The following is a 13,368-nucleotide window of genomic DNA, read 5'->3' as shown; positions in this document are numbered from 1 at the left end:
TTTTCATGACTAAAAAAAGATATACTCTTTTAAAAAAAGACGGAAAAGCTAGAAGGGGTGAGTTTGTAACTCCTCACGGTACAATTCAAACTCCTGTTTTTATGAATGTAGGAACTTTAGCAGCTATAAAAGGTGCTGTTTCTTCAATGGATTTAAAAGAAATAGGATGTCAAGTAGAGCTTTCTAATACATACCATTTACATTTAAGACCAGGAGATAAGATTGTAAAGCAAATGGGAGGCTTACATAACTTTATGAATTGGGATAGACCAATCTTAACAGATTCAGGTGGATTCCAAGTTTTCTCATTAGCAGGAATGAGAAAGATAAAAGAAGAGGGAGTTTATTTTAACTCACACATAGATGGTAGAAAAATATTCATGGGACCAGAAGAAAGTATGCAAATACAAAGTAATTTAGGTTCAACAATAGCTATGGCTTTTGATGAATGTATTCCAAATCCATCAACTAGAGAATATGTAGAAAAGTCAGTTGCAAGAACAACAAGATGGCTTGAAAGATGTAAAAAAGAAATGGATAGATTAAATTCATTAGATGACACTGTTAATAAAGAGCAAATGCTTTTTGGTATTAACCAAGGTGGAGTTTATGAAGATATAAGAATAGAACATGCTAAAACTATAAGAGAAATGGATTTAGATGGATATGCTATTGGAGGATTAGCGGTTGGAGAAACTCATGAAGAAATGTATAGAGTTATAGATGCTGTAGTTCCTCACTTGCCAGAGGATAAACCAATATATTTAATGGGGGTTGGTCTTCCATCAAATATATTAGAAGCAGTAGAAAGAGGAGTAGACTTCTTTGATTGTGTTTTACCTGCTAGAAATGGAAGACATGGTCATGTTTTCACTAAAGAAGGTAAAATAAACTTAATGAATGCTAAGTTTGAATTAGATGCTAGACCAATAGATGAAGGATGTCAATGTCCTGCATGTAAAAATTACACAAGAGCATATATAAGACACTTATTTAAGGCTAAAGAAATGTTAGCTATGAGATTATGTGTTCTTCACAATCTATACTTCTATAATAAGCTTATGGAGGATATAAGAGATGCTATAGATGGCGGATACTTTGCAGAATTCAAAGCTAAAAAATTAGAAGAGTGGAATGGAAGAGCTTAATAATATAAAATTTACATAATAAGAAGGGAGTGGCTAGTATGAATTTTCAACAAATAGCAACAATGGTATTACCTTTTATTTTAATGTTTGGTGTATTTTATTTCTTACTTATCTTACCAGAAAAGAAAAGAAAGAAAAAATATGATGCTATGATAGATGAGCTAAAAGTAAATGATAAGATCATAACTAGAGGCGGAATCATAGGTAGAATAGTAAAATTAAAAGATGATAGCGTTATAATAGAGACTACTCAAGATAGAACAAAGATCGAGTTTTCAAAACAAGGCATAAGTTCAAAGATTGATTAGTATAATTTAAAGAAATAGTTGTTTTAATGTATTTTATGCATTAAAATAACTATTTTTTCATTTTAGGTATTGAATTTTATATTATAATGTGAAAGAATAAGGGTGGTAAATCAAATTAGCTTTTTAAAAAGAACTTTAAAATTAAACCTTAACATGGTATAATATTAAAGATAGTTTTGATTGGAGGAAGAGTAAATGAAGCGTATAAAAACAGTAAACAAGTCAAGCTTAAAAAAGAGCTTATGTAAACCAGCAGATTGCAGAGAGTGTGCTAACTCATGCCAATCAGCTTGTAAAACATCAGCTACAGTAGCAAACTTAGCTTGTGAAAATTAATTATAAAAATTCTTAAGTGGCAGTAACTTTTAAAGTTGCTGCCATAGTTCTTAGTTAGGAGGAAATATTGTGGCATTAATTCATAAATTTATGCAAGGTGGAGAGTATTACGTAGTAGACGTAAACTCAGGAAGTGTTCATATTGTTGATGACCTTATTTACAATATGATAGATAATGATAACAAATTAAGTAGTAAGGAATCTTTAATTGAAAAGTTAAAAGATAAATATCCAGTTGAGGAAATTAAAGAGGCTTATGAAGATTTACTTCAATTAGTAGAAGAAGACGCTTTATACTCAGGAGATTTATATGAAGAGGTTGCTAAAGAAAGTGACAAGGCACCTTCATACATAAAAGCTCTATGCTTAAATGTTGTACATGACTGTAATTTAAGATGTAAATATTGTTTCGCTGACGAGGGAGAATACAAAGGATGTAGAAAACCAATGAGTGCTGAAGTTGGTAAAAAAGCTATTGATTTTGTATTAGCAAATTCAGGTGGAATAAAGAATATAGAAGTTGATTTATTTGGTGGGGAACCACTAATGGTATTTGATACTATAAAAGAAATAATAGATTATGGTAAGAAAAGAGGACAAGAAGTAGGCAAAAATGTAAGATTTACTATGACTACTAATGCAACTCTTTTAAATGATGAAAGAATCGATTATATAGATAAAAACATCGGAAATATAATTCTTTCAATAGATGGAAGAAAAGAAGTTAACGATGCTGTTAGAATAAGAGTTGATGGTTCAGGAAGTTATGATAGAATACTTCCAAACATAAAGAAAATGGTTGAAAAGAGAGATCCAAGTAAACAATATTATGCTAGAGGAACATTTACAAGAAATAATACTGACTTCTTCCAAGATGTAATGGCTCTTGCTAATGAAGGATTTACTGAGATTTCAATAGAGCCAGTTGTTCTTCCAGATGAACATGAATTATCTTTAAGAAGAGAAGATTTACCAAATATATTTGGAGAGTATGATAAATTATACAATGAAATGGTGAGAAGATTAGAAGAGGGAGATAACATATTCAAATTCTATCACTTTAACATTGATTTAAATGGTGGTCCTTGTGTTTATAAGAGAATAGCAGGATGTGGAGCAGGTCATGAGTATATTGCTGTAACTCCAGATGGGGAAATATATCCATGTCACCAATTCGTTGGAAATACTGATTTCTTACTAGGAAATATCTATGATGGAGAAATCAGAAAAGATCTTTCAACAGAATTTAAACAAGCTCACATATATAATAAACCAAAATGTAAAGAATGTTGGGCTAGATTCTACTGTAGTGGTGGATGTCAAGCTAATAACTTTAACTTTAATGGCGATATTCATGTTCCTTATGAAGTTGGATGTGAAATGCAAAAGAAAAGAATTGAGTGTGCTATTGCATTAAAGTCAAAGACTATGGACGCTGAATAAAAATATAATATTAATAATTGTTGCCATATATTGACTATATGGCAACATATTAATATAATTTAGTTTATCAGAGAAAATTTTACAGAGGGGGATAACCATGAAATCAAAATTAGGTAGCTTCATATTATTTTTTATCTCCATAGCAGTGATAAGTTTTTTAGCTCTAGCAGGGTTCAAAGGATTTACATTAGGGGACTATCAATTTAAAACGTTTAATGAGGTTATAACTAAAGGATTGGATTTACAAGGTGGAGTTTCTGTTCTTATGGAAATCCAAAGTAATGACGTAACAGTAGATCAATTAAACACAACAAAGGAACTTCTATCTTTAAGGGTTAATAAGGTTGGAGTTTCAGAAACTGTAGTAACAACAGAGGGAAATAATAGAATAAGAATTGATATTCCAGGACAATACGATTCAGGAACTATAGTGGATTCTCTTCAAAAAACAGGGGAGTTAACATTTGTAGGGCCTGAGGATGATGTTATTTTAACAGGTAAAGATGTTGAAAAGTCAAGTGTATATATAGACCCTCAAACAGGTAAGCCAGTTATAAAATTAGAGCTTAACGAAGAAGGTAAGCAAAAGTTTGCTGAGGCAACAAAAAAATATAAAGGCCAAAAAATAGCTATAAAAATGGATAATGAAACATTAACAGATCCAGTAGTAAATGACATAATTTCTAATGGTGAAGCTATTATTTCAGGAAATAGATCAATGGAAGAAGCTGAAAAGGTATCTGGAATAATAAATGCTGGTGCATTACCAGTTCCAGTTAAGGCAGTTTCAGTTGAGACTGTAGGTGCTCAATTAGGTGCAAATGCTCTTCCAAATGCTCTGAAAGCAGGAGCAATAGGTGTAGCTATAATATTCTTATTTATGATACTATACTATAGAGTTCCAGGATTCATTGCATGTATGTCACTAAGTGTTTATATATTATTAGTGCTTTATATATTTGCATTAGTAGGAGTAACTCTTACTTTACCAGGTATAGCAGCTTTCTTATTAACAGTAGGTATGGCAGTAGATGCTAACGTACTTATATTTGAAAGAATCAAAGAAGAACTTGGAAATGGTAGAAGTATAACATCAGCTATGAAAATAGGTTTTAGCAATGCTTTAAGATCAATAATGGATTCTAATATAACAACCCTTATTGCTGGTTTAGTATTATACTTCTTTGGATCAGGACCAGTTAAAGGATTTGCTTTAACATTATTAATAGGTATTGTAATAAGTATGTTTACCGCTATAATAATGACAAGATTCTTTATGAATTTAGGATTCAACATGGGAATATTAAATAAGCCTTCAATGTTTGGTCGTATAAAAGGAGGTAGACATAATGCTTAAAATTGTAGAGAAGAAGAAAATATGGTTTACTATATCAATTCTTATAATTGTTATAGGTTTTGGATTTATGTTTACTAAAGGTATGAACTTTGGAATCGACTTTAGAGGGGGTACTCAGGTTGTAATAAACATGGGTACAGATTTTAATAAAACCGATGTTGATAAAATTGTAGATGAATATTCAAAGGATGCCGTTACAAATCAAGTTAATGGTACTGAAATTCAAATAAAAGCAAAAGAGTTAAATAGTTCTCAAGTTAATGATATCTTTAAGGCTCTTAAAGAAAAATATGATTTAAAAGATGATGCCTTAGTATCACAAAATGAGATTGGGGCTTCAGTAGGAAGAGATTTAACAACAAATGCCATAGTAGCTCTTGTGATAGCCGTAATAGGTATGCTTATATACGTAGTTATAAGATTTGAATTCTCTTTTGGTATTGCAGCTATAATAGCTCTATTACATGATGTATTAATAACTATAAGTGTTTATGCTGTATTTGGAATAACAATAAATACTCCATTTATAGCGGCTATACTTACAATAGTAGGTTATTCTATAAATGATACAATAGTTATATTTGATAGAATAAGAGAAAATAGAAAAAAACTTAGAGGAAAATCTGTGGAAGAGATTGCAGACATGAGTATAACTCAAACAATGTCAAGATCTATAAATACAACACTTACAACTTTAATCACTATAGTTTGTGTTTATATATTTGTTCCTACAGTTAGAGATTTTGCTTTCCCATTAATAGTTGGTATAGCATCAGGAGCTTGTTCTTCAATATTTATAGCAAGTCCAATTTGGTGTATTTTAGCTAACAGACAAAAAAATAAAAAGGCAAGAAATAAGTAATAGTATATAAATGCTAAAAGTTTTATAACTTTTAGCATTTTTTTTATTTTAATTAGAATTTTTATTGTTTTTTAAGAAAAATAGGAGAAAAGTAATAAAAATGACTAATGAATACGTATTTATTTGAAAAGTATTTGTCAAAAAGGTAATTTTAAATTATAATATACTTGTTTTCTTAATTTTATGGAGGAGTTAAATTATGCAGAAGGCTTGGAAAAACATATATTGCACTAATTACATATCTGGGTATAGCCCTTTTAACATTAAAAATATGAATAAAGCAATAGAAAGACTAGCATCTGCAATTAACAATAGAGAAAAGATAGTTATATATGGTGGATGTGATTTAGATTCCATATGTGCAATATCATCTTTAATGCTTATACTAAAGTATTTAAATGCTGATGTTGAATATTGTGTAAGTTCAGAACATGAAGAGAAAAATTATGATATAGATGAATATACTTTAAGAGAAGATATTGCTTTTTTAGGTGCAGAACTTTTAATAACAGTAGGTTGTGGACTTAAAAATAAAGAGGTGGAGAATCTCTGTAATAGATTTAATATAGATTTAATAATAATGGAAAATAAACGCACAAAATGCATATATGATTCAACATATATAAACCCAAGTGAAGAAAAGTGTTCATATAGATATAAGGATTTGACTAATTCGGGGTTAACTTTTAAGTTAATGCAAGCTATTGCTATATATTATAACATGAAAAGAATAAATAAGTATTTAGATTTAATACTTATAGGTAGTGTTTCAAAGAACGTTAAAAATAAAGGGGAAAATGGAATAATATTAAAGGAAGGCATTCAATATTTAAGATATACTAATAGTATAGGATTGAATGCTATTAAGAGTTTCTTTAATATTAGTGATATAAATATAGATAGTATTAATAAAATAGTTAATGAGATAACTCCAAGAGAAGGTGCCATTAGCAAAAAAGATAACGCGAAGATAATTGTGGAGTTATTAACTACAAATGATAAGGACAGAGCGGAGCAAATAACTAAATATATTTATAATGAAAAAATAAGGTAGTAATTAAAATTTATATATATTTATTGATTTTGGAGGCAAAGTAATGAGTTTAAAGGATAAAATAAGAGTTATAGAAGATTTTCCTAAGAAGGGAATAAGTTTTAAAGACATAACTACTTTAATAGCAGATGGAGAAGGCTTAAGAGATTCAGTTGACCAAATGGCAGAATTCTTCAAAGATAAGAATATTGACGTTGTAGTTGGACCAGAAGCTAGAGGATTTATATTTGGAGTTCCTGTAGCATATGCTTTAGGTGTTGGATTCATTCCAGTAAGAAAGCCAGGTAAACTTCCAGGGGATACAGTTAGAGTAGAATATGATTTAGAGTATGGAAAAGATGCTTTAGAAATACACAAAGATGCTATAAAACCAGGTATGAGAGTTGCTATAGTTGACGATCTTTTAGCTACTGGTGGTACAATAGCTGCTGTTGCTAAATTAGTAGAACAAGCTGGTGGAGAAGTTGCTGGATTAGCATTTACTATTGAGTTAACAGAATTAAAAGGAAGAGATAAATTAAAAGGATACGAAGTAACATCATTAGTTGATTATGATGTTTAAAATTCTTTAATTTTGTAAAAAATTATAATAGAGTTTAAAATGGCTGGTTTATTGACCAGCCATTAATTTTATTATTGGTTTATTTTATTTTTTTGTTATATAATAATATAATATATTAAAAGAAATTTTAAGTAGGGGAGAATAATCCAGTATGTTAGAAGAACTAATTTCTAAAATAAAAGCTAATGGGAACAATGTTGATATAGATTTAGTTAAAAAAGCATATGATTTAGCTTTTGAAGCACATAAAGAACAAAAAAGAGAATCAGGAGAGCCATACATAATCCATCCTATTAGCGTGGCTATGATATTAGCTGATATGGGAATGGACACAAATACTATAGTTGCAGGACTTCTTCATGATGTCATAGAGGATACGGATTATACTTATGAAGATATAAGTAATATTTTTAATGTTGAAGTAGCTAATTTAGTTGATGGCGTTACTAAACTTGGTAAGATAAAATATAAAAGCAAAGAAGAACAACAAGCTGACAATGTAAGAAAAATGCTTTTAGCAATGGCTAAAGACATAAGGGTTATAATAATAAAACTAGCAGATAGACTTCATAATATGAGAACACTTAAATATATGAAGCCTGAAAAACAGAAGAAAAAAGCTCAAGAAACTTTAGATATATTTGCACCTTTAGCTCATAGATTAGGTATATCTAAAATAAAGTGGGAATTAGAAGATTTGTGTTTAAGATATATTCACCCAGAAGAATATTATGACTTAGTAAATATGATAGCTGAAAAAAGAGTGGAGAGAGAAAAATTTATTTCTCGTATAATTGAAGAGCTAAAAGAAAATTTAGATAAAGCTAATATAGATAGCGATATAGAAGGAAGACCAAAACATTTCTACAGTATATATAGAAAAATGGTAAATAAACATAAGAGCATAGAACAAATCTTTGATTTAACAGCCATAAGGATTTTAGTTAATACAGTTAAAGATTGCTATGCAGTACTAGGTATAGTACACACGATTTATAAGCCAATACCAGGTAGATTTAAAGATTACATAGCGATGCCAAAACCTAATATGTATCAATCCTTACATACAACAGTAATAGGAAGTGAAGGAAAGACTTTTGAAATTCAAATAAGAACTTTTGAAATGCATAGAACGGCTGAGTACGGAATAGCAGCTCACTGGAAATATAAGAGTGGTGTTACTGGAACTGATTCAAAAGATATGACTTTTGAAAACAAGTTAACATGGCTTAGAGATATACTTGAGTGGCAAAAGGAAGCTGTTGATGCAACTGAGTTTATGGAAGGATTCAAGCTTGACTTATTCTCAGATGAAATATTTGTATTTACTCCTAAGGGGGTAGTTATAAATTTACCAGCGGGAGCAACTCCTATAGACTTTGCATATAAGATTCATACAGATATAGGAAACAAGTGTGTAGGAGCTAAGGTAAACGGAAAGATAGTAACTTTAGATTACAAGCTTAAAACTGGGGAAATAGTAGAGATATTAACATCTTCATCATCTAGAGGGCCTAATATAGATTGGTTAAATATAGCTAATAGTAATCAAGCTAGAAGTAAAATAAAACAATGGCTTAGAAAAGCAAGAAGAGAAGAAAATTTAGAAAGAGGAAAGGAAATGCTTGAAAAGGAATGTAAGAAGCAATCCTTAGTATTTTCAGACCTTTGCAAAGGGCCATTATATGACAAATTATTAAAAAGATATCATTTAAATAATATTGAAGAAATATATGTAGCCGTAGGAGAAGGAGAGTTACTTTCATCTACTGTAATATCTAAGCTTAAAGAGAATGTTGTAAAACAGGTTAGCGAAGAAGAATTAAATAAAAATATTGAAGAACAAATAGCTAAAACTGAAAGACAAACAAAGAAAAAACAAAGCTATGGAGTAACTGTTAAGGGATTAAACAATATAATGGTTAGATTTGCAAGATGTTGTAATCCTGTACCTGGAGATGATATAGCTGGATACATAACTAAAGGAAGAGGAGTTTCTGTACATAGAAAGGACTGTTCTAATTTTAAAGCTATAGTAGAAAAACAGGGAGAGAAAGTTGTAGATGTTAGTTGGGGAACTGAAAAGGGAGCTGCATATGTGGCTGAACTTGAAGTTAAAGCAGAAGATAGAATGTGTTTATTATCTGATGTTATGTTAGTTATAACTGACTCTAATCTTAGCCTACTTTCTTTAAATGCTAAATCAGGTAAAAATGGAGTAGCAAATATAAATATTCAAGTAAAAATTGATAATATAGAACAATTAAAAGAATTAATGAAGAAAATAAGAAGACTACAAGGAATATTAGACGTTTATAGAGTAAATAAATAAAAGGGGGCATAACCGTGAGAGTTGTAGTTCAAAGAGTAAATAAATCCTCTGTTAAAGTGGATAATGAGATAGTTGGAAGTATAAATAAAGGCTTTAATGTATTAGTTGGAATTGGTAAAGAGGATACTATTGAAGACTTAAAATATATGAAAGATAAAGTTTTAAACTTAAGAGTTTTTGAAGATGAAGAAGATAAAATGAATTTATCTTTAAAGGATGTTTGTGGAGAACTACTTCTTATATCACAATTTACCCTTTATGGAGACTGTAGAAAGGGAAGAAGACCAAATTTCATGAATGCTCTTGGAGGGGATGAAGCTAAGAAACTTTTTGATGAGTTTGTAAGCATGTGTAGAGAAGAGGGCATAAAAGTTGAAACTGGAGTCTTTGGTGCCCATATGGTAGTTGACATAGAAAATGATGGGCCTGTAACTTTAATTTTAGATAGCAAAAAGAATTTCTAAACAAATATTACTATTTTGCCAATAAAGCATTATAATAAATATAGGCTTTTAGAAAAGTTAAACATTGAGATTTTTTATAGGAGTTTAGCTTAATAAGTTAGACTCCTATAAATTCGGTTAAAAATATAAATTAAACTTCATTTTTTAGGAGGGATTGATATGTTAATAAAAACAATTCCAGTAGGAATGTATCAAGCTAATTGTTATGTTGTTATAGATGAAGAAACTAAGGATTGTATAATAGTAGATCCAGGTGAAGAAGCATCAAGAATTGAAAGTGTAATAGAATCTTTAGATGCAAAACCAAAAATGATATTATTAACTCATGGACATTTTGATCATGTGGGAGCTGTGCAAAAACTTGCAGAAAAATATAAAATACCTTTTTATATAGATAAAAAAGATGAAGATATGATAGAAAGAAATGTTGATGTTTTTGGAAAACTTCCAAAGGCAGATGGATATTTAAAAGATGGAGATACTCTTAAGTTCTCAGATAATTATGAAATAAAATGTCTAGAGACACCAGGACATACTCCAGGAGGATTATGCTTCTTAATAGATAATTGTCTTTTTACAGGAGATACTCTATTTAGAGAATCAATTGGAAGAAGTGATTTTGAAGGGGGTAATCATTCCACTCTTCTTAAGAGTATAAATGATAAACTGGTTCCATTAGGTGATGACATAGCAGTATATCCAGGACATGGACCAAGTTCAACTATTAAACACGAAAGACAAAGAAACCCATTTTTAGCAGGAGATTTTTATGTATATTAAAATATATCTTAATGACTTAAAGTATAGATATGACGTTTATCAAATGTTTAATATATTCTATACTTTTAAGGAATTAAAGTTTGTAAATAAAGATGAAGAGAGAGACTACGATGTCTTTATATCTGAAAATATGGTTAAGATTTCAGAGGGAGACAATAGTTTTTCTTATGAGTTCAAAGAAGGATACGGATTTAAAACAGAACTTAAAAAGGGAATATTCAAATTTTTATCTGAAACTCTTAAGGATGAATATCCTTGGGGAACATTAGTTGGAATAAGACCAAGTAAAATAGCCTTATCTCTAATAAGAGAAGGAAAATCTGAGGAAGAGATAATAAAATATTTTGAAGATAATTATATGGCTAGGGAAGAAAAAGCTAAACTTTGCATAGAAGTTGCAGAAAGAGAAGAAAGTTTTGTAAATAAAGAGGAAAAAAACATAAGTATATATGTTGGTATGCCTTTTTGCCCTACAAGATGCCTTTATTGTTCCTTTGCAGCAAATCCTATAGCTGGATGTAAGAAAGATATTGAGCCTTATTTAGAAGCTTTAAGTAAAGAAATTTCAGCTATAAGTGATTATGTATCAAAGAAAGGCTTAAAGATAGAAACTGTTTATTTTGGTGGAGGTACTCCAACCTCAGTAAATAATGAACATTTTGAAGTATTAATGAAACATATATATGATAGTTTCGTTAATAATAAAGGAATAAAGGAGTTCACTGTTGAATGTGGAAGACCTGATTCTATAACTGAAGAAAAATTAAAAACTATGAAGAGATATGAAGTATCTAGAATATCTATAAATCCTCAAAGTATGAACGATAAAACCTTGAAATCAATAGGTAGAGGGCATTTAACAGAGGATGTAGTGGATAAATTCAATTTGGCAAGAAGCTTAGACTTTGATAACATAAATATGGATATTATAATAGGTCTTCCAAATGAAGATATTTCAGAAGTTTCTAAAACATGCTCTATGATAAAGGATCTTAATCCAGATAGTTTAACTATTCATGGGATGTCTATTAAAAGAGCATCAAGACTTCATGAAAATTTAGTTTTACATAACACTATAACTATTGCAGAGCAAAAAAATCTTAATAAGATGTATGAAATGAGTAAAGTTTTAGGTAGAGAACTAAATATGCATCCATATTATATGTATAGACAAAAAAATATGGTTGGTAACATGGAGAATGTGGGATATTCAAAAGATAACAAGGAATGTATCTACAATATTCAAATGATTGAAGATAAGCAGACTATAATTGCATTAGGAGCAGATGCAGTTTCTAAGGTAGTATTTTTAGAAGAAGATAAAAATCGTATAGAAAGATTTGCAAATGTTAAAGATGTAAAGGAATATGTAAAAAGAATAGAGGAAATGGTTGAAGGTAAGATAGAATTACTTGATACTTTATATAAATAAAAAATTTAATATTATGTAGGAGGAGTTGTTTATGGCGATACAAGCTCAAAAGGGTACAAAGGATATGTTACCTAATGACGCTTATAAATGGCATTATATAGAAGAAAAGTTAAGAAAAATATCAGCTGAATATGGAATTAGAGAGATCAGAACTCCTATGTTTGAGGCAACTGAACTTTTCAAAAGAGGAGTTGGAGAAACTACTGACGTGGTTCAAAAGGAAATGTATACTTTTGAAGATAAAGGTGGAAGAAGTATAACTCTTAAACCAGAGGGGACAGCTCCAGCTGTTAGAGCATTTATTGAAAATAGTTTATATGCTGATGCTCAGCCAACAAAAATGTTCTATTTTACTCCATGCTTTAGATATGAAAAAATGCAAAAAGGAAGATTAAGAGAATTCCATCAATATGGAATAGAAGTTTTTGGTTCACAAGAAGCTTCTATTGATGCAGAAATCTTATCTTTAGTTATGAGAGCATTAACAGAGGATTTTGGAATAAAAGGATTAAGCTTAAATATAAACAGTTTAGGATGTCCAAAATGTAGAGCAAAATTCAATGAAGCTTTAAAACAATACTTAAAAGAGAACTATGATAATCTTTGTGAAACTTGTAAAACAAGATTTGAAAAGAATCCTATGAGAATCATAGACTGTAAAGAAAAGAGATGTAAGGAAATAGTTAAGGAAGCTCCTTCAATACTAGATTACATCTGCGAAGAGTGTAGTGATCACTTTAGCAAGTTAAAAGCTTACTTAGATGTTATGGGAATAGAGTATAACATAGATCCACAAATAGTAAGAGGATTAGATTACTATAGTAAAACTGTTTTTGAAGTTATAAAAGATGGATTAACAGTTTGTGGTGGAGGAAGATATGACTACTTAGTAGAAGAAGTAGACGGTCCTAAAACTCCAGCTATGGGATTTGGATTAGGTTTAGAAAGACTTCTTTTAATATTAGATGAGGAAGGAATAGAAATTCCTGAACCTGTTAGATGCGAAGTTTATATTGGCTCAATGGGAGACAATGCTAAGCTTGAAGCTATGAAATTAGCATTTAATCTTAGAAAAGCTGGCATAAAGGCTGAAATAGATCACTTAGGAAAGAGTGTTAAGGCTCAAATGAAATATGCTAATAAAATAGGAGCTAAATATACTTTTGTTATAGGTGACTCTGAAATAGAAGAAAACAAAATTAAAATTAAGAGAATGAGCGATGGAGAACAATTCGAAGTCAGCTTAGATATAAATGAAATAGTAAATATAGTTAAGTAGTAGACAGGAGG

At 29.9% G+C, this 13,368-nt stretch carries 13 protein-coding genes; all 13 read left to right on the top strand.

Annotation, left to right across the window (positions count from 1 at the left end; all coding sequences use genetic code 11):
• Positions 1 to 5 precede the first annotated feature (5 nt).
• The 13 genes from tgt (at position 6) to hisS (ending at position 13,357) form a co-directional block, all read left to right on the top strand.
• Positions 6 to 1,148: a tRNA guanosine(34) transglycosylase Tgt gene (tgt, locus tag CPF_RS10715; RefSeq protein ID WP_003451459.1), complete on the top strand. Its 1,143-nt coding sequence runs from the start codon at positions 6 to 8 to the stop codon at positions 1,146 to 1,148.
• 38 nt (positions 1,149 to 1,186) lie between these two features.
• Complete coding sequence (gene yajC / locus CPF_RS10710; protein ID WP_003451165.1) at positions 1,187 to 1,456, top strand: preprotein translocase subunit YajC; 270 nt, start codon at positions 1,187 to 1,189, stop codon at positions 1,454 to 1,456.
• A 195-nt stretch (positions 1,457 to 1,651) separates the two neighbouring features.
• Positions 1,652 to 1,792, top strand: coding sequence for a six-cysteine ranthipeptide SCIFF (gene scfA / locus CPF_RS10705; protein ID WP_003451489.1), 141 nt, complete (start codon positions 1,652 to 1,654; stop codon positions 1,790 to 1,792).
• A gap of 69 nt (positions 1,793 to 1,861) precedes the next feature.
• Positions 1,862 to 3,235, top strand: a complete 1,374-nt coding sequence (scfB, locus tag CPF_RS10700; protein WP_011591005.1) for a thioether cross-link-forming SCIFF peptide maturase — start codon at positions 1,862 to 1,864, stop codon at positions 3,233 to 3,235.
• 97 nt (positions 3,236 to 3,332) lie between these two features.
• Positions 3,333 to 4,592: a protein translocase subunit SecD gene (gene secD / locus CPF_RS10695; RefSeq protein WP_003451081.1), complete on the top strand. Its 1,260-nt coding sequence runs from the start codon at positions 3,333 to 3,335 to the stop codon at positions 4,590 to 4,592.
• Positions 4,585 to 5,454 carry a protein translocase subunit SecF gene (gene secF, locus CPF_RS10690; RefSeq protein ID WP_011591004.1) on the top strand — a complete coding sequence of 290 codons (870 nt, stop codon included), beginning with the start codon at positions 4,585 to 4,587 and terminating at the stop codon, positions 5,452 to 5,454. Before secD ends, secF begins: the two co-directional genes overlap by 8 nt.
• A 199-nt stretch (positions 5,455 to 5,653) precedes the next feature.
• Entirely contained in the window at positions 5,654 to 6,508 is an 855-nt protein-coding gene (locus tag CPF_RS10685; RefSeq protein ID WP_003451668.1) for a DHH family phosphoesterase, read from the top strand.
• 43 nt (positions 6,509 to 6,551) lie between these two features.
• Positions 6,552 to 7,070 carry an adenine phosphoribosyltransferase gene (locus CPF_RS10680; protein WP_003451591.1) on the top strand — a complete coding sequence of 173 codons (519 nt, stop codon included), beginning with the start codon at positions 6,552 to 6,554 and terminating at the stop codon, positions 7,068 to 7,070.
• 151 nt (positions 7,071 to 7,221) lie between these two features.
• Complete coding sequence (locus tag CPF_RS10675; RefSeq protein ID WP_011591003.1) at positions 7,222 to 9,402, top strand: RelA/SpoT family protein; 2,181 nt, start codon at positions 7,222 to 7,224, stop codon at positions 9,400 to 9,402.
• 14 nt (positions 9,403 to 9,416) lie between these two features.
• On the top strand, positions 9,417 to 9,866 hold the full coding sequence (dtd, locus tag CPF_RS10670) for a D-aminoacyl-tRNA deacylase (protein ID WP_003451157.1): 450 nt from the start codon (positions 9,417 to 9,419) through the stop codon (positions 9,864 to 9,866).
• A gap of 159 nt (positions 9,867 to 10,025) precedes the next feature.
• Positions 10,026 to 10,646, top strand: coding sequence for an MBL fold metallo-hydrolase (locus CPF_RS10665; RefSeq protein WP_011591002.1), 621 nt, complete (start codon positions 10,026 to 10,028; stop codon positions 10,644 to 10,646).
• On the top strand, positions 10,636 to 12,078 hold the full coding sequence (locus CPF_RS10660) for a coproporphyrinogen III oxidase (protein WP_011591001.1): 1,443 nt from the start codon (positions 10,636 to 10,638) through the stop codon (positions 12,076 to 12,078). Before CPF_RS10665 ends, CPF_RS10660 begins: the two co-directional genes overlap by 11 nt.
• A gap of 31 nt (positions 12,079 to 12,109) precedes the next feature.
• Positions 12,110 to 13,357 carry a histidine--tRNA ligase gene (gene hisS, locus CPF_RS10655; RefSeq protein WP_003478447.1) on the top strand — a complete coding sequence of 416 codons (1,248 nt, stop codon included), beginning with the start codon at positions 12,110 to 12,112 and terminating at the stop codon, positions 13,355 to 13,357.
• Positions 13,358 to 13,368: the final 11 nt, after the last annotated feature.

The organism is Clostridium perfringens ATCC 13124, from assembly GCF_000013285.1.
GTDB lineage: Bacteria > Bacillota > Clostridia > Clostridiales > Clostridiaceae > Sarcina > Sarcina perfringens.
Note: the sequence above shows the minus strand (reverse complement) of the source record. Positions and strands in the feature narration are given on the sequence as shown.

Coding starts and splice junctions, on each gene's coding strand:
- CPF_RS10675 (WP_011591003.1), top strand. CDS start 7,222: ATGTTAGAAGAACTAATTTCTAAAATAAAAGCTAATGGGAACAATGTT.
- secF (WP_011591004.1), top strand. CDS start 4,585: ATGCTTAAAATTGTAGAGAAGAAGAAAATATGGTTTACTATATCAATT.
- hisS (WP_003478447.1), top strand. CDS start 12,110: ATGGCGATACAAGCTCAAAAGGGTACAAAGGATATGTTACCTAATGAC.
- tgt (WP_003451459.1), top strand. CDS start 6: ATGACTAAAAAAAGATATACTCTTTTAAAAAAAGACGGAAAAGCTAGA.
- yajC (WP_003451165.1), top strand. CDS start 1,187: ATGAATTTTCAACAAATAGCAACAATGGTATTACCTTTTATTTTAATG.
- secD (WP_003451081.1), top strand. CDS start 3,333: ATGAAATCAAAATTAGGTAGCTTCATATTATTTTTTATCTCCATAGCA.
- scfA (WP_003451489.1), top strand. CDS start 1,652: ATGAAGCGTATAAAAACAGTAAACAAGTCAAGCTTAAAAAAGAGCTTA.
- CPF_RS10685 (WP_003451668.1), top strand. CDS start 5,654: ATGCAGAAGGCTTGGAAAAACATATATTGCACTAATTACATATCTGGG.
- CPF_RS10680 (WP_003451591.1), top strand. CDS start 6,552: ATGAGTTTAAAGGATAAAATAAGAGTTATAGAAGATTTTCCTAAGAAG.
- CPF_RS10660 (WP_011591001.1), top strand. CDS start 10,636: ATGTATATTAAAATATATCTTAATGACTTAAAGTATAGATATGACGTT.
- CPF_RS10665 (WP_011591002.1), top strand. CDS start 10,026: ATGTTAATAAAAACAATTCCAGTAGGAATGTATCAAGCTAATTGTTAT.